Origin of the sequence: Paenalicyclobacillus cellulosilyticus (genome assembly GCF_014647315.1) — a bacterium.
GTDB lineage: Bacteria > Bacillota > Bacilli > Alicyclobacillales > Alicyclobacillaceae > Alicyclobacillus_J > Alicyclobacillus_J cellulosilyticus.
Map to the genome: position 1 here is coordinate 1 of NZ_BMOY01000050.1, position 14,592 is coordinate 14,592.

Here is a 14,592-nt window from a genome sequence, read left to right on the forward strand (position 1 = left end):
ATCCGCAGACCGGCGCCATCCGGGCGATGGTGGGCGGCCGCGACTTCGCGACGAGCCCCTACAACCGCGCCCCCGCAGCCCGGTGCGGTGCAGACCGGGCCGGCGCCGGCGGAGCACGTGCAGGCACCGCAGTCCGGTTCGGAGCAGACCGGGCCGGCGCCCGCCGATCCAGCCCGCGCGCACCGTCCCGCAGCGGCGGGCAAGACGGCGAGCCGTACCCAGCGCAAACTCGAGGTGCTGCGCGACCTCGTCCAACGTGCGGATGAGGCGACCCTCGCCGCGGTCCGCGCGGCGTGGCCCGAGGTGATGCAGCGCGTCAAGGCGGAGCGCATCCAGACCCACGCCTGGCTCATCGGGGGCGAGATGGTGCTCGCCACACCGGAGGAAGTCGTGCTGTCGTTTGCGAGCCGCATTCACCGCGACGCGGTGATGAAGCCGGAGTCGCGCGCCGTCGTCGAGGCGGCTTTGGCGGCGGTCCTGGGGCGGCCGTTGCGGTTGCTCGCCATCCTGCAGGCGGACTGGGAGCAGTTGTCCCGGCAGGCGAGCGCCGCGCTGGGCGACGAACTCGCGGCGAGCCGCGAACCCAATCTCGTGGATGCGGTGGTGGCGTTGTTCGGCGCCGATTTGGTCGAAGTCGAGGACGGAGAGTGACGCAGGATGAAGAACATGAATCAGTTGATGCGCCAAGCGAAGAAGATGCAGGAGGAGCTCCTCAAAGCCCAGGAAGCCTTGGGCCAGCGGACGGTCGAGGGGACGGCGGGAGGCGGCGCCGTGAAGGTCGTCCTCAACGGGCACAAGATGGTGCAGTCGGTCGAGATCGCCAAAGAAGTCGTGGATCCGGACGATGTGGAGATGCTCCAGGACCTGATTGTGGCGGCGATGCGGGATGCGCTGCAGAAGGCGGATGAGCTGGCCAACCAGGAACTGAGCAAGTACACGCGGGGCCTGAACCTGCCCGGGCTGTTCTGAGTGTGAGGCACAGCGCATGTGGGGGTATCCTGAGCCCATCAGCCGCCTCATCGAACACTTCATGAAGCTGCCCGGCATCGGACCGAAGACGGCGGCTCGCCTGGCGTTCCACGTCCTCGGCATGCCGGCGGACGAGGTGGCGGCGTTCGCCCGCGCGCTCGCGGACGTGAAGACGAAACTCACCGAATGCGCGGTCTGTTGCAACATCACGGAGGCCAGCCCGTGCGCCATCTGCAGCGATCCCGCCCGCGACACGCACACTCTCTGCGTCGTCCAGGACCCGAAAGACGTGATGGCGATGGAACGAACGCACGAGTACCGCGGGATGTATCACGTCCTGCACGGCGCCATCTCGCCCATGGACGGGGTCGGTCCCAACGACCTGCGCATTCGGCAGCTGTTGCAGCGGATTGCCGACTCGGACATCCGCGAAGTCATCCTCGCCACCAACCCGAATGTCGAAGGCGAGGCCACCGCGATGTACATCGCCCGCCTGCTCAAGCCCTTTCCGGTCACGGTGACGCGGCTCGCGCACGGCCTGCCGGTGGGTGCGGACCTGGAGTACGCGGATGAGGTCACCCTCGCCAAGGCGCTCGAAGGCCGGCGGCACGTGTGAAGCGCCTGCCGGCGCGGCGGGGAAAGCGTTCGCGGCAGGTGCGGGATCCGTCTGCCGAAAGCCGCACATGGCCCGCGCGGGCGGACGGTCATAAACCTCCCTTTGCTTGTCTATGATGGAGTAGCCACGCAAGGGGAGGTTTTGTCATGTTGGCGTATCCAGGACACACGGTGGAGGGGATGTGGCAACCTGACCAGGCCGGTGCGTCCGGCGGGGCTGCGGAGATCGACGTGGCGGCCTTGCTGGAGGCGCTCCGGCGTTCGAAACAGGAAATGGAGATCGCACAACGGCAGTTCGACACCGTCACCGAGCCGCTGCTCATCGATCACGTCGTCTTCCGCCTCGGGGCGGCGGAGCGGCAATTCAACTACTTATTTCAGCTGGCGCGGCGGTTGAACATCTCGGTGGAGGGCGTGTGGAGCGGATGGTCGGATACCCATTGACGGCGCGGCGGCCAAGCGCCGTCCACGGTGCGGGGGTGCGCTGAGTGGCAGGCCAGTGGTTGTTCTGGGGCGCGGTCGGACTGGTGGCGCTGTTCATCCTCGCGCAGCTCGGCGTATCGCCGGGTGCTGTGATATGGCGGGCGGTGCGGGCGGCCGCGCTTGGGTCGTTGCTCGTCCTGTGCGGGAACTGGGTGGGCCAGTTCGTCCATTTGCACCTGCCGCTCAATCCGGTGACGGTATTCACCGCCGGTTTGCTTGGGGTGCCGGGCTGGGCGGCGATGCTGGTCCTCCACACCTGGGTCTTGCCCGCAGCGTGACATGCCCATCCCGGCGTCGTGATCACCGCGCCTGCCAGCGCGCGGCGAGGCGCGACAGCCGTCCGCCCACCGCAGGCAGCCGCGCCAGCTCCGCCGCGGTCACCGCGCGCATGCGGATGACCGTGAACAGGTACACCGCCCCCCCTGTGGCGAGCGCGGCCAGCAGTTCGCACACCGCCGCCCACAGGCCGGCCGGATGGCCGAATCGGGCCAGCCCGGCCGTCACTCCGGCGCGCACGCCTCCCATCACGCCCGCCAGGATGACCCCGGACACGATGAACGGACCAGCCAGGCGCAGTACAGAGAGGCGCAGCTGGCCGTATTTTTTGACCGCCAGGACGTTGAGTGTTGAGGAGAAGAGGTATCCCACCGTGCTGCTCACGGCAGCCCCCATGATCCCAAACGGGATGATGAGGGCGAAGTTGAGCAAAAGTTTCACGAAGATGCCGAGAAACATGTTGCGCACCGGGCGGTACATCTGCCCGAGACCCTGGAGCATGTAGGTGGATGTGAGCTCCAGGCTGCTGAAGATGCCCATGAACGAGACACTGGCGATGATGGGTGCGCCCTCCGTCTTGCCGAACAGCACCAGATCCAGCGGTTGTGCCAGCACCAAGAGCGCCGCCGCCACCGGTACGGTGATGAGAAACATCGAACGCAGCGTCCCGGCGGTGTGCCGGGCGACGGCGGCGCCGTCGCGGCTGGCCACGGCGCTGGCGATGGCAGGGAGGACCGAGGCGCCGACGGCCATGGCGAACGCCAGCGGCAACTGGATCAGCTGGAACGCTTGGCGCGAGAGCACGCCGTACCGGGCTTCGGCCTCCGTCAGGCTCGCGCCGCCCCACAGCAACAGGTTCTGCACCGTCAGTGAATCGACCACGCCGGAGAAGGGGACGACCAGCGCCCCGAGGCTCACCGGCAGCGCGACGGCGGCGAGCGCGCGGAACGCGCCGGAGCGGCGGCGCGGACGGAAGCGGGATCGCAGCATGCGGTGCTTGAACTCGCGGCGCAGCGGCCACACCGCCGCCCACAACCACAAGAGCCCGGCCGCCGCGCCGGCCACGGCGCCAAACGTCGCGGCCGCGGCGCCCGCGGCCACATTCCCGTGCGTCCGCTGCATGATCCAGGCAGCTCCGGCGACAATGGCCACGACGCGGACAAGCTGTTCGATGGCCTGCGAGTAGGCGGACGGTTCGAGCCGCTGGAACCCCTGCAGGTACCCGCGCAGGGCGCTCATCACCGGCACCAACAGCAGGCACGGCGCCACCGCCCGCACCGACCACACCAGGGATTGCGCCGACGCTCCGGGTGCCTTCAGCGCCACCAGGCGGCTGTAGACAGGCGCCCCGAACCACATCACGACGAACAACGCCGCCCCCAGACAGAACACGGTGCGCAGGGTGGTGCGGTACACCTCTTCCACTTCGCGGTATTGGCGCAGGGCCAAACGCTCCGCGATGACCTTGCCCATGGCGGTCGGGAAGCCGGCCGTGGAGAGGGTGAGCAGGATGGCGTACAGGTTGTAGGCGTTCGCGTAGATGCCGATGCCCGCATCGCCGATGAGGCGGGTGAGCGGGAAGATGTAGATCAACCCGAGCAGTTTGGCGATGGTCACGCAGGCGACCATGATGGAGGCGCCGCGGGTGAGATTGGACGAACGCGTGCGGGATCCCTCCACTTCCGTTGAGCCGCCTCCATTCTAACACAAGCCCCTCCCTCGCCGGCCTGCGGCCGGCCCCCAAGCGGCGGGCATGCGGGCCGCAGGCCGGGCAGCACCGGCCGGGCGGCGCGCCGGCTGAAACAGCGACGAGCCCCGGCACATAAGGTGTAGGGAATGTACGGGAGGTGGCGCCGTGTGGGGCAGAGTCTGGTGACCATCCTCGCCATCGCGCTTGCGTCCAACCTGGACAACGCGGGCGTAGGAATTGCCTACGGGGTGCGGGGCATGGGCATCTCCTGGTGGGCCAACCTCATCATCGCCGTCATCTCTGGTCTGGCGACGCTCCTCTCCGGCTGGATTGGGCGGGTCATCACCCGCGTGCTTCCCCCGCATCTGGCGGCGTGGTTGGGTGCCGCGGCCTTGATGGCGGTGGGGGTGTGGGTCCTCACCGCCCCGTGGCGGGAACGGGCGCGCCGGGGCCGGACGCCGCACAATGTGGTCTCCCGTATCCTGCGCGATCCGCTCGCCGCCGACTTCGACCGCTCGCAGACCATCAGCCTCGGTGAGGCGACGGTGCTGGGTTTGGCGTTGGCCATGAACGCCTTGGTCGGCGGTTTTGACGCGGGTGTGGTCCGCATCGACATCGCCTGGACGGCGGTGGCGGTCGCCGCGGCGAGCTACGTGCTGCTTGGGATGAGCGCTTACCTTGGCCGCCGCTTTGCCGCCAAGGCGTTCGGCGACCGGGCGACGGTGGCGGCCGGCACTTTGCTCATTCTCATCGGGCTGCACCAGTTGTGGTGATCTCGCAGGTTTACGAAGCTGCGCCGACAGCCATACTAGAAGCGAGACCTTTGGACAGGCAACAAGTTGGCAGACGCGCCGAGGTGGATGGAGGCAATCCGACGATGGCAAGCCAAGGACAACCCGTGTGCCCGCCGGCCGCACCCGTCCGGCCGGCCAACTGCATCGTGTGCGGCGAGGCCCGGACGGACGGGATCACGGTGTGTGGTGCGTTCATCTGCACCGCATGCGAGCGGGAGATGGTGATGACCGACGTGTCCGACGCCCGCTACGCCTTTTTTGTGGAACGCCTGCGCCAAATCTGGGCGCCGCGGTGAACGCGCGCGGGGTCTTCAGTCGCGCAGGACGTGCGGGGCGTCGCGGCGGGCCACGCCGGTCTGATACGCCGCTTCCGCCACCGCGCGGCTGACCGCCTTCACCACGCGCTGATTGAAGACGCTCGGCACGATGTACTGTTCGTTCAGCTCGTCCTCGCCGACGCACGAGGCGATGGCGCGCGCCGCCGCCAGTTTCATCTCCTCGTTGATCTCCCGCGCCCTGGCGTCGAGGGCGCCGCGGAACATCCCAGGAAAGCACAGGACGTTGTTGATTTGGTTCGGATAATCCGAGCGCCCGGTGGCGAGGATGCGGACGTACGGCTCCGCTTCTTCCGGCGGGATCTCCGGCGTCGGGTTGGCCATCGCGAAGACAATCGGATCGCGCGCCATGCGCTGAATGTGCTCGACGCGAAGCACGCCCGGCCCCGACACGCCGATGAACACGTCCGCGCCGTCCAACGCCTCGGCCAAGCCGCCTTGGCGCCGCTCCGGATTCGTGTGCGCCGCGTACCAACGCCACACGGGGTTGTCATACGCCGCTTCCGGGTGGAGGATGCCGGGGCGGTCGACGCCGGTGATGTGTTGCACGCCGGCCGCGAGGAGGATCTTGGTGCACGCCACGCCGGCTGCGCCGATGCCGCACACCACCACCTTGAGGTCCGTCAACCGCTTGCCGACCAGTCGCACCGCGTTGAGGAGGCCGGCGAGCATCACCACCGCGGTCCCGTGCTGGTCGTCGTGAAAGACCGGGATGTCGAGCTCCGCCTTGAGCCGCGTTTCAATCTCGAAGCAGCGGGGTGCGCTGATGTCCTCGAGATTGATGCCGCCGAACGCCGGCGCGATGGCTTTGACCGTGCGCACAATCTCGTCCGGATCCCGGGTGGCGAGGCAGATGGGGAACGCATCGACGTCCGCGAACTGTTTGAACAGCATCGCCTTCCCCTCCATGACCGGCAACGCCGCCTCCGGGCCGATGTCGCCAAGGCCGAGCACCGCCGTGCCGTCCGTGACCACCGCCACCGTGTTGCGCTTGATGGTCAGTTGAAACGCCTTCGCCGGGTCGTCGCGGATGGCGAGGCACACCCGCGCCACCCCAGGGGTATACACGCGGGAAAGGTCGTCCCGGTTTTTGACGGGGGTTTTGGCCTGGACCTCAATCTTGCCGCCCAAGTGGACGAGGAACGTCCGGTCGGACACGTGCACGACCCGCACGCCAGGATGGTTCCGCAGCGCCGCGAGCACCTGCTCGCCGTCTTCCTCGCGGCGGAGATTGACCGTGATGTCGCGCAGCACGGCGTGCCGGCCGACGTGCACCGTGTCGAGGGCGACGATGTCGCCGCCCGCGTCCGCGATCGCCGCTGCCACCTGGCTGAACCCAGTCCCGGCTGCCATCTCCAGGCGTACGATGATGGAAAATCCGCCTCCGGTTATCACGCGCGCACCTCCTGTGGCCCGCTTGGCTCGTCAGGCGCATTCCGGCCCGTCCTCGCTGCTCGTGCCTGTCCGGCCCGTCCTCGCCGAGGACGTGCACAAGGCGCGGCCCTGGGAAAAATCGTCGTCTGCGCTATACTGTACGTGTCGACGCGCGCGGACATACGCGGATCAAGAGACGGAGGCGGCGCAAGGGATGGGGGCAAAGACGCCCGGTGCATGGACACCCGAGGACAGGACGCCCGGCGCAAGCACGCCGATTCTCGACGCGCTCATCCGCCACGTCCAGGCGGCGGTCTGCCCGCTCCACGTCCCGGGTCACCGCCAGGGGCGGCTGTTGCCTGCACCGCTCGCCCTGTGGCTCGGCCAGGCGGCAAAGCTCGATCTTACCGAACTGCCCGGCCTCGATGACCTGCAACAGCCGGACGGCTGCATTGCCGCCTCCCAGGCCCTGGCCGCAGCGTGGTACGGATCGGAAGCGTGCTGGTACAGCGTCAACGGATCGACCGCCGGCGTCATGGCTGCGCTGATGGCCGCCGTCCCGGAGGGCGGGAAGGTGCTCTTTCTCAACCCGTGCCACCAGAGCGCCTGGCGAGGTGTGCTGTGGTCAGGCGCCGTCCCGGCCTTCTGGCCGCCCCGTTACAGCCCGGCGCTGCGCAGTGTCCTGCCGCCGACCGCTGACGACGCGGCCGCGGCGCTCGCAGCCCATCCGGACACGGCCGCCGTGTTCCTCACCTCGCCCACCTATCAAGGTTGGGTGGCGCCGGTCGGCGAGATCGCGCAGGTGGTGCACGCGGCGGGGAAACCCTTGCTCGTCGATGAGGCGCACGGGGCGCACCTGGGTCTCGCACCCGGTCTGCCGCCGCACAGCGTCGCCGCCGGTGCGGACGTGGTGGTGCAGAGCGTGCACAAGCTCCTCCCCGGCCTGACGCAGACGGCGTGGGTGCACTGCCAGGGGCCGCGCGTGGCGCCGGAGCGGGTGGCGGAGATGCTGCGTCTGCTGCAGACGACCAGCCCTTCTTATTTGTTGCTCGCCTCTATCGACGCGGTGCAGGCGTGGTTGCGCACCGACGGGGCAAGCACCGCCGCGCGCGCCCTGACGGCGGTGGCTGCCTTCTGGGCCGAGGCGGGTCCCGTCGACGCCGGGCTTCCTCCCGGCATCCGGCGCGATCCGCTCCGCCACTGGCAGCCGGTGCCGTCGCGGGCGGCGGGTGCGGATTTGCAGCGGCGGCTGGCGGCGGCGGGGGTGGTGCCGGAATACGGGGATGCCCTCGGCGTGCTCAGCATCTTCGGCCTCGGTGCGCGGGAGGCTGACGTCGCCCGCTATCTGGAGGTCTGGCGGGCGTGGGCGGCGGCATGGGGGATGCGCGGCGCCGGCGATGACCTCCCGTCCGCCTGGTGGGACGAGTTGTTCGCCAACCTGGCGGCGCCGTTCGCCCTGCCGCCGCGCCAAGCGTTCCATCGCCCGCGCACGCGGGTGCCGGTGCGGGCCGCGGCGGGCAGGGTGTGCGCCCAGCCGGTGACGCCGTATCCGCCGGGGGTGCCGGTCATCTGGCCGGGGCAACGGTTCAGCCCGGCGCTCTGTGAGGCCATCGCCGCCCTGGCGGACATGGGGCTGGCCCTGCACGGCCTCGCGGATGGATGCGCCTGGGTGCTGGCGTAAGCGACAGACCGCCGCGGGCGGGGTGTTTCAGGTGACACGGGAAGGAGACGGGGGATGTTCATCACGTTTGAAGGCTTGGACGGCGCAGGGAAGACGACGCAGGCCGAGCGGCTGCGCCGGAAGCTCGCGGCGGCCGGGTGGACGGTCGTCGCCACGCGGGAGCCGGGCGGCACGCCCATCGGAGACCAGTTGCGCGCCCTGCTCCTGCACCCGGAGCACCGGGACATGGCGCCCGAGACGGAGGTATTGCTGTACGCCGCCTCGCGGGCGCAGCTGGTGCGCCAGGTGATTCGACCGGCACTCAGGACGGGGGCCATCGTCCTCTGCGACCGGTTCGTCGACGCGTCCATCGCGTATCAGGGAGCCGGTCTCGGCGTGGGCGAGGAAGCGGTGGCGGCCGTCAACCGCCTGGCGACCGGCGGTCTGCGCCCGGATCTCACCTTCCTGCTCGACGTGCCGGTCGAGGAAAGCCGGCGCCGGGTGCGCGCGTCCCGCGCCGGCCAGGGCTTGGACCGGATTGAACAGCGAGACAGCGCCTACTTTTACCGTGTGCGAGAGTCGTTTTTGCGCTTGGCGGCTGCGGAACCGGGGCGGATTCGCGTGCTCGACGGCCGGTTGCCGGCGGACGCGGTCGAGCAGGAGATCTGGGCGGTTGTGGTGAATTGCTTACGCAAGGGCGGTACCGGTTGACCGGCAGCGCGGCCCTCCAGGAGGTGACGTGCGTGAAACTCATCATCGCGGTTGTGCAAGACAAGGACAGCGGGCGCTTGGCGCAGAATTTGGTAAAAAACGGGGTGCGAGCGACGAAGCTGGCGACGACGGGCGGATTTTTGCACGCCGGCAACACCACATTCATGATTGGCACCCAGGACGAGCGGGTGCCGGAGGTGCTGGACATCATCCGCAACAGCTGCCGCTCCCGGGAACAGGTCGTCACGCCGATGTCGCCGATGGGCAACCAGTTGGAATCGTACGTGCCGTACCCCGTCACGGTGCAGGTCGGCGGTGCCACGGTGTTCGTCCTCGACATCGAGCAGTTCGAGCAGTTCTGAGGTCCTCCATGACACTGCGCGCATTTCACGAATGGCCCCACCATGCGGATCATCTGGCTCCGCTGTATGAAGTCTTGCGCCGCGGTCAGTTACCCCACGCGTTGCTCTTCGTCGGGCAGCCGGAGGTCACGCGAGATTTAACAGAATTTTTGGCTAAAATGATCCTGTGCCAGGGCGATCCGGTGCCTTGCGGGACGTGCGACGCATGCAAGAAGATGGAGCGCGGCGCGCACCCGGACTACCATGTGATCGATGCCGACGCCGAGGCCTCGCTCAAGACCGCCGAGGTCGAGTCCCTGCAAGCGCGGCTCGCGCTGCGGGCGCACAGCGGATCGCGCACGGTGTACGCCGTGCGGGGGATCGACCGGGCGACGCCGGTGGCGGCCAACCGGCTGCTCAAGACCTTGGAGGAGCCGCCGGGGGAGGCGGTGGCGCTGTTGACAGCCAGGCAACTGCCGCGCGTGCTGCCGACCATTGTCTCCCGTTGCCAGGTCTACCGCCTCGGCGCCGCAGGGGATGCGCGGCCGTGGGAAGACCAGGTGGCGCTGGCCTCCGCCGCCGCGGAGGGCCGGGACAGCGGGTTTGCAGCCCTCTTACCGGCGGTGATACAATGGACGGAGATGCTGTTGCAGCGCGCCCTGCCGAGCCTGGCGCTCGCGGAGGCGTGGCTGCAGGCGACAGCCGGCGCGGACCCGGCGGACGCCTTGCATCTCTTGGCGCTCTGGTTGCGCGATATCCTCCACTGGCGGGTGGGGGATGCACGGTATATTCGCTTCGCGGAGCACGGGGAGGACTTGGCGCGCCAAGCGGCGTATGCGGAGCCGGAGGAGTTGGCCGCGTACATCGCCTTGGTGACAGACGCCCGGGCACGCCTGCAGTCGCACGTCGCTGCGGCACTCAACGCCGAGCAGTTGTGCGTTCGCTTGTTTCAAGTCCGGAAAGGAGGCCCATCCGGCACGGCGGACACGCCCGGACAACCTCGGTGACGGAGGTCATTCCTATGTATCAAGTGGTCGGCGTCCGCTTCAAACCGGCGGGAAAGATATACTACTTTGACCCTGGCCGTTGGCCGGTCGAGCGCAACGATTACGTCATCGTCGAGACCGCGCGCGGGATTGAGTACGGCCAGGTGGTCGTGGGGCGCAAGGAAGTTTCCGAGCAGGACGTCGTCCTGCCGCTCAAGGAGATCATCCGCGTCGCGGACAGCAAGGACGCGGAAGTGGTGCAGCACAACAAGCAGTTGGCCAAGCGGGCCATGGGCATCTTCCGCGAGAAGGTCAAGCAACACAAGCTGGAGATGAAGTTGGTCGACGCGGAATACACGTTCGACCGCAACAAGCTCATCTTCTATTTCACGGCGGAAGGCAGAGTCGACTTCCGCGAGCTGGTGCGGGATCTGGCATCGGTGTTCCGCGTCCGCATCGAGCTGCGGCAGATTGGCGTCCGCGACGAGGCGAAGATCCTCGGCGGCATCGGCCCATGCGGCCGTCTGCTCTGCTGCAGCACCTGGATGGGTGAGTTCGATCCGGTCTCCATCCGCATGGCAAAGGACCAGAGTCTGTCGCTCAACCCGGCGAAGATCTCCGGATTGTGCGGGCGGTTGATGTGCTGTCTCAAGTTCGAGAACGACAGCTATCAGGAGCAGGGGATCGCGCTGTAACCATCACTTCCCGCGAGGCGAGCGGACATGGATAAGCAGTCGCTGTTTGTGCAGGTCGCGAACCTGGAGGAGCGGATCGGCGAGCTGTACGTGGAGCTCGGGGCCTTGAAACAGAAGATTGTCGAATTGCTCGAGGAGAACCAGCGGCTGTCGCAGGAAAACGAGCGGTGGCGCAACGCCGTCACCCACGACGACGTGTTGAGTTCCGGCAGGGAGAACCTGCGGCGGATCTACGACGAAGGGTTCCACATCTGCAATCTGAAGTACGGCAGCCTGCGCACCGAAGGGGAGTGCCTTTTCTGCATGTCGTTTTTGAACAAGTGAGGTCCGGATGACCGCGGGACCGGGAAGGTTCTGCGGCTTTTTTGCTTTTCGGGGCATACATCCGCAGCGGGGAGGGGGAAATGGTGTTGCGCATCCGCCGCAGCACGGCGGGCGGGCCGTGTCTTTACGTGTGCAGCACGCCCATCGGCAATCTTGAGGACTGTTCGTTCCGGCTGTTGTCCACGCTGCGCCAGGCGGACATCATCGCCGCGGAGGACACCCGTCAGGCGCTGAAGTTGATGCAACGGCACGACATCCGCGGTCCGCGCCTCGTCAGCTACCACGAGCACAACCAAGCGCTGCGCACCGCCGAGTTCGTGCGCTGGTGGCAGGAAGGCAAGCGGATTGCGCTCGTCTGTGACGCAGGGACGCCCGGCGTCTCCGATCCCGGCGCCGGCGCGGTGGCGGCAGCCGTCGCCCACGGTGTCCCGGTCATCCCCATCCCCGGTCCGAGCGCGGTCTTGGCGGCGCTCGTGGCGAGCGGCCTGCCGGTGCAGCCGTTTTTGTTCTACGGCTTCCTGCCGCGCGAGTTGGCGGCGTTGCGCCAGGTGTTCGCGCGCCTCGACGCCCTCCCGGCGACGCTCGTGTTTTACGAGTCGCCGCACCGCTTGCCGCGGACGCTGCGCTGCCTCGCCGAGGTGTGGCCGGCGCGGGAGGTCGTCCTTGCCAAAGAATTGACCAAGGTGCACGAGACGTTCATCTCGGGCACGCCGGCCGAGGTGCTGGCGTATCTGGAGGGGGATCCGCCGCGCGGCGAGTACGTCCTGTTGGTCGGGCCGCCTGCACCGGGGGCGGCGGCCGGCGCAGCGGGGGCAGCGGGCGTATCCGGTGCCGCGGGGGCCGCGAGCTTCGCAGGTACATCGAACGCAACGGGCGATCCGCTCGCGCATGCGGCAGCCTTGGTGCGCCAGCGGATGGCGGCCGGCCTCTCCCATGCCGAGGCGGTGCGCCAGGTGGCGGCGGAGACGGGTGTCCGCCGCAAACCGCTCTACCAGGCGACCTTGCCCCAAGCCCCCGCGCCGTAGCGGCGTGCCGGCGGCCCGGCGCGCCGGGCACACCAGGAAAAGCGGCCAAGAAACGCGGCCGGGAAAAACAAAAGCGGCTCGCGGGCCGCCGCTCTCGCCCGGCAGCCGCCGCCGCGTTCAGCGCGGGATCTGCGCACGAGGTTCCTCTTCGCTTGGCGTCAGGAGCTCATCTCCGCGATGCAGGACGGACAGATGTTCTTGCCCTTGAAGTGGATGATCTCGTCCGCCTGGCCGCAGAAGATGCACGCCGGCTCATATTTCTTCAGGATGATGCGGTCTCCGTCGACGTAGATTTCCAAGGCGTCCTTCTCCGCAATCCCCAGTGTCCGGCGCAGTTCAATCGGGATGACGACCCGCCCCAACTCATCGACTTTACGGACGATGCCTGTGGACTTCATGGTTGTTCCCTCCTGGGATGCAATGTTCTCCAAAAATGTAAGTTAAGGATGTTAAAGAACTAAAGTGATCCCGCTTTCACTGGCGTTCTAGGGAACCTCTATCATCACAAGCAAATACTTGAATTGATTTAACTATACCGCAGCGCTGGGATTTTGCAATAGGAATTCGCTGTGAACTTCGATTGTACCCGACCAGAAAGCGGCTATAATGGGTTCGAGAGGCCCGTATCGCAACTCCGCTTGCGGCGGCAATGGGAGGACGAGGGCATGGCGCGAGACACGTTTTACATCACCACGCCGATTTACTATCCGAACGACAAACTGCACATCGGACACGCATACACCACCGTCGCGGCGGACGCGCTGGCGCGCTACAAGCGGCTGCGGGGTTTTGACGTGATGTTTCTGACCGGGACCGACGAGCACGGCCAGAAGATCCAGGCCCGGGCGCAGGAGGCGGGCAAGCCCGTGCTCGAGTTCCTCGACGAGATCGTCGCGTGGATCAAGGACCTCTGGGACCGACTCGACATCTCGTACGACGACTTCATCCGCACGACCGAGCCGCGCCACACGAAGGTCGTGGCCCAGCTATTTGAACGGCTCATCGATCAAGGCGACATCTACCTGGGGACGTATGAGGGTTGGTATTGCACGCCGTGCGAGTCGTTCTGGCAGGAGCGGGAGCTGGTGGACGGCAAGTGCCCGGACTGCGGGCGCGCGGTGAAGTACGTCAAGGAGCCGTCGTACTTCTTCCGGATGCAGAAGTACGTGGACAGGTTGCTCAAGTATTATGAGGAGAACCCGTCGTTCATCCAGCCCGAGTCGCGCAAGAACGAGATGATCAACAACTTCATCAAGCCGGGCCTGCAGGATTTGTGCGTCTCGCGCACGGCGTTTGACTGGGGCATCCACGTCCCGCGCGATCCGAAGCACGTCGTGTACGTCTGGCTCGACGCGCTCACCAACTACATCACCGCCATCGGCTACGGATCGGACGATCCGGCGCAACGCGCGAAGTTCGAGCGCTACTGGCCGGCCGACCTCCACCTGGTGGGCAAGGACATCGTCCGCTTCCACGTCATCTACTGGCCCATCTTCCTGATGGCCCTGGGCTTGCCGTTGCCGAAACAGGTGTACGCCCACGGCTTCTTCATGATGAAGGACGGGAAGATGAGCAAGTCGAAGGGCAACGTGATCGATCCCAAGCTGCTCATCGCGCGCTACGGCAGCGACGCCATTCGCTACTTCTTGTTGCGCGAGATCCCGTTCGGCCAGGACGGGGTGTTCACGCCGGAAGGGCTCGTCGAGCGCATGAATTTCGATCTCGCCAACGACCTCGGCAACCTCGTCCACCGGACGGCGGCGATGTTGCACCGGTTTGCCGGCGGCCGGGTGCCGGCACCCGGGCCGGCGGCGGCCGGCGAGGCAGAGCTGGCTGAGCTCGCGGCCGCGGTCGTCGACGAGATGGCGGCGGCGATGGACGACCTGCAGTTTTCGGTGGCGCTCGCCGCCGTCTGGAAACTCGTCGGGCGGGCGAACAAATACATCGATGAGACGGCGCCGTGGGCACTGCACAAGAACGGCGAATTTGCGCGGCTTCATACGGTGATGTATACCCTCTGCGAGGTCATCCGGGTCATCGCCGTGCTCATCAGCCCGTTTTTGCCGCGCACGGCGGCGCGGATCTTTGCCCAGTACGGCGTCGCGCCGGAATTGCAAACCTGGGAGAGCCTCAGGCCCTTCGGGCGCGCGGCGGCAGGGACGCCGGTCGCCACAGGCGAACCGCTGTTCCCGCGGCTCGACGTGGCGGCGGAGATTGCGGCGCTCGACGCGCTCACCAGCCAGCGTGCCGGTGCACCGCGACAGCCTGCTTTACGTCATTCAAGGGGACCGCGTCGAGGAGGGGCGGGTGGAGC

The 14,592-nt window shown here is 67.4% G+C and carries 17 protein-coding genes and 2 pseudogenes; 15 read left to right on the plus strand and 4 right to left on the minus strand.

Annotated elements, in window-relative coordinates:
* From IEX97_RS11775 to IEX97_RS11795, 5 genes and pseudogenes are all read left to right on the plus strand, one after another.
* A pseudogene (locus tag IEX97_RS11775) lies at positions 1 to 651 on the plus strand (DNA polymerase III subunit gamma/tau); the annotation flags it as partial.
* 6 nt (positions 652 to 657) lie between these two features.
* The gene (locus IEX97_RS11780) at positions 658 to 969 is read left to right on the plus strand and encodes a YbaB/EbfC family nucleoid-associated protein (RefSeq protein ID WP_188883249.1); all 312 of its coding nucleotides are present in this window, start codon (positions 658 to 660) and stop codon (positions 967 to 969) included.
* Between the two features lie 16 nt (positions 970 to 985).
* Positions 986 to 1,585 (plus strand): recombination mediator RecR, encoded by a 600-nt coding sequence (gene recR, locus IEX97_RS11785; protein ID WP_188883250.1) that lies wholly within the window; start codon positions 986 to 988, stop codon positions 1,583 to 1,585.
* A 146-nt stretch (positions 1,586 to 1,731) separates the two neighbouring features.
* The gene (locus tag IEX97_RS11790) at positions 1,732 to 2,028 is read left to right on the plus strand and encodes a YaaL family protein (RefSeq protein WP_188883251.1); all 297 of its coding nucleotides are present in this window, start codon (positions 1,732 to 1,734) and stop codon (positions 2,026 to 2,028) included.
* A gap of 44 nt (positions 2,029 to 2,072) precedes the next feature.
* Positions 2,073 to 2,345, plus strand: a complete 273-nt coding sequence (locus IEX97_RS11795; protein ID WP_188883253.1) for a pro-sigmaK processing inhibitor BofA family protein — start codon at positions 2,073 to 2,075, stop codon at positions 2,343 to 2,345.
* A 22-nt stretch (positions 2,346 to 2,367) separates the two neighbouring features.
* Here IEX97_RS11795 and IEX97_RS11800 read toward each other — a convergent pair whose 3' ends face one another.
* Positions 2,368 to 4,023: a putative polysaccharide biosynthesis protein gene (locus IEX97_RS11800; RefSeq protein ID WP_229776868.1), complete on the minus strand. Its 1,656-nt coding sequence runs from the start codon at positions 4,021 to 4,023 to the stop codon at positions 2,368 to 2,370.
* A 177-nt stretch (positions 4,024 to 4,200) separates the two neighbouring features.
* Between IEX97_RS11800 and IEX97_RS11805 the strand changes: the two genes are divergently transcribed.
* Both IEX97_RS11805 and IEX97_RS11810 read left to right on the plus strand, forming a co-directional pair.
* Positions 4,201 to 4,806, plus strand: coding sequence for a manganese efflux pump (locus IEX97_RS11805; RefSeq protein ID WP_229776869.1), 606 nt, complete (start codon positions 4,201 to 4,203; stop codon positions 4,804 to 4,806).
* A 104-nt stretch (positions 4,807 to 4,910) separates the two neighbouring features.
* Complete coding sequence (locus IEX97_RS11810; protein ID WP_188883256.1) at positions 4,911 to 5,123, plus strand: sigma factor G inhibitor Gin; 213 nt, start codon at positions 4,911 to 4,913, stop codon at positions 5,121 to 5,123.
* A gap of 15 nt (positions 5,124 to 5,138) precedes the next feature.
* On the opposite strand, the gene IEX97_RS11815 is transcribed toward IEX97_RS11810, so the two are convergent.
* Positions 5,139 to 6,515 (minus strand): NAD-dependent malic enzyme, encoded by a 1,377-nt coding sequence (locus tag IEX97_RS11815; protein WP_188883274.1) that lies wholly within the window; start codon positions 6,513 to 6,515, stop codon positions 5,139 to 5,141.
* A gap of 235 nt (positions 6,516 to 6,750) precedes the next feature.
* Between IEX97_RS11815 and IEX97_RS11820 the strand changes: the two genes are divergently transcribed.
* From IEX97_RS11820 to rsmI, 7 genes and pseudogenes are all read left to right on the plus strand, one after another.
* Positions 6,751 to 8,217 (plus strand): aminotransferase class I/II-fold pyridoxal phosphate-dependent enzyme, encoded by a 1,467-nt coding sequence (locus tag IEX97_RS11820; RefSeq protein ID WP_188883257.1) that lies wholly within the window; start codon positions 6,751 to 6,753, stop codon positions 8,215 to 8,217.
* Between the two features lie 54 nt (positions 8,218 to 8,271).
* A complete protein-coding gene (tmk, locus tag IEX97_RS11825; protein WP_188883259.1) occupies positions 8,272 to 8,907 on the plus strand; it encodes a dTMP kinase in 636 nt (211 codons plus the stop codon).
* A 32-nt stretch (positions 8,908 to 8,939) separates the two neighbouring features.
* The gene (locus tag IEX97_RS11830; RefSeq protein WP_188883261.1) at positions 8,940 to 9,269 is read left to right on the plus strand and encodes a cyclic-di-AMP receptor; all 330 of its coding nucleotides are present in this window, start codon (positions 8,940 to 8,942) and stop codon (positions 9,267 to 9,269) included.
* Positions 9,270 to 9,277: 8 nt separating this feature from the next.
* Positions 9,278 to 10,255, plus strand: a complete 978-nt coding sequence (locus IEX97_RS11835) for a DNA polymerase III subunit (RefSeq protein WP_188883262.1) — start codon at positions 9,278 to 9,280, stop codon at positions 10,253 to 10,255.
* A 14-nt stretch (positions 10,256 to 10,269) separates the two neighbouring features.
* A pseudogene (locus IEX97_RS11840) lies at positions 10,270 to 10,908 on the plus strand (PSP1 domain-containing protein); the annotation flags it as partial.
* Positions 10,909 to 10,956: 48 nt separating this feature from the next.
* Positions 10,957 to 11,253 (plus strand): initiation-control protein YabA, encoded by a 297-nt coding sequence (locus tag IEX97_RS11845; RefSeq protein ID WP_188883266.1) that lies wholly within the window; start codon positions 10,957 to 10,959, stop codon positions 11,251 to 11,253.
* An 80-nt stretch (positions 11,254 to 11,333) separates the two neighbouring features.
* A complete protein-coding gene (rsmI, locus tag IEX97_RS11850) occupies positions 11,334 to 12,278 on the plus strand; it encodes a 16S rRNA (cytidine(1402)-2'-O)-methyltransferase (protein ID WP_188883268.1) in 945 nt (314 codons plus the stop codon).
* Here rsmI and IEX97_RS11855 read toward each other — a convergent pair.
* Positions 12,242 to 12,415 carry a hypothetical protein gene (locus IEX97_RS11855; protein ID WP_188883270.1) on the minus strand — a complete coding sequence of 58 codons (174 nt, stop codon included), beginning with the start codon at positions 12,413 to 12,415 and terminating at the stop codon, positions 12,242 to 12,244. The two genes, rsmI and IEX97_RS11855, sit on opposite strands and share 37 nt — an antisense overlap.
* A 21-nt stretch (positions 12,416 to 12,436) precedes the next feature.
* Positions 12,437 to 12,676 (minus strand): AbrB/MazE/SpoVT family DNA-binding domain-containing protein, encoded by a 240-nt coding sequence (locus IEX97_RS11860; RefSeq protein WP_026962249.1) that lies wholly within the window; start codon positions 12,674 to 12,676, stop codon positions 12,437 to 12,439.
* Between the two features lie 267 nt (positions 12,677 to 12,943).
* Here IEX97_RS11860 and metG point away from each other — a divergent pair.
* The coding region (gene metG / locus IEX97_RS11865) for a methionine--tRNA ligase (RefSeq protein ID WP_188883272.1) at positions 12,944 to 14,592 on the plus strand (1,649 nt) is incomplete at its 3' end.

Bases quoted from the DNA above. Each gene is read 5' to 3' on its own strand.
- IEX97_RS11780 (WP_188883249.1), top strand. From the start codon at position 658: ATGAAGAACATGAATCAGTTGATGCGCCAAGCGAAGAAGATGCAGGAG.
- IEX97_RS11860 (WP_026962249.1), bottom strand. From the start codon at position 12,676: ATGAAGTCCACAGGCATCGTCCGTAAAGTCGATGAGTTGGGGCGGGTC.
- IEX97_RS11835 (WP_188883262.1), top strand. From the start codon at position 9,278: ATGACACTGCGCGCATTTCACGAATGGCCCCACCATGCGGATCATCTG.
- tmk (WP_188883259.1), top strand. From the start codon at position 8,272: ATGTTCATCACGTTTGAAGGCTTGGACGGCGCAGGGAAGACGACGCAG.
- IEX97_RS11845 (WP_188883266.1), top strand. From the start codon at position 10,957: ATGGATAAGCAGTCGCTGTTTGTGCAGGTCGCGAACCTGGAGGAGCGG.
- IEX97_RS11820 (WP_188883257.1), top strand. From the start codon at position 6,751: ATGGGGGCAAAGACGCCCGGTGCATGGACACCCGAGGACAGGACGCCC.
- IEX97_RS11815 (WP_188883274.1), bottom strand. From the start codon at position 6,515: ATGGCAGCCGGGACTGGGTTCAGCCAGGTGGCAGCGGCGATCGCGGAC.
- IEX97_RS11790 (WP_188883251.1), top strand. From the start codon at position 1,732: ATGTTGGCGTATCCAGGACACACGGTGGAGGGGATGTGGCAACCTGAC.
- IEX97_RS11810 (WP_188883256.1), top strand. From the start codon at position 4,911: ATGGCAAGCCAAGGACAACCCGTGTGCCCGCCGGCCGCACCCGTCCGG.
- rsmI (WP_188883268.1), top strand. From the start codon at position 11,334: ATGGTGTTGCGCATCCGCCGCAGCACGGCGGGCGGGCCGTGTCTTTAC.
- recR (WP_188883250.1), top strand. From the start codon at position 986: ATGTGGGGGTATCCTGAGCCCATCAGCCGCCTCATCGAACACTTCATG.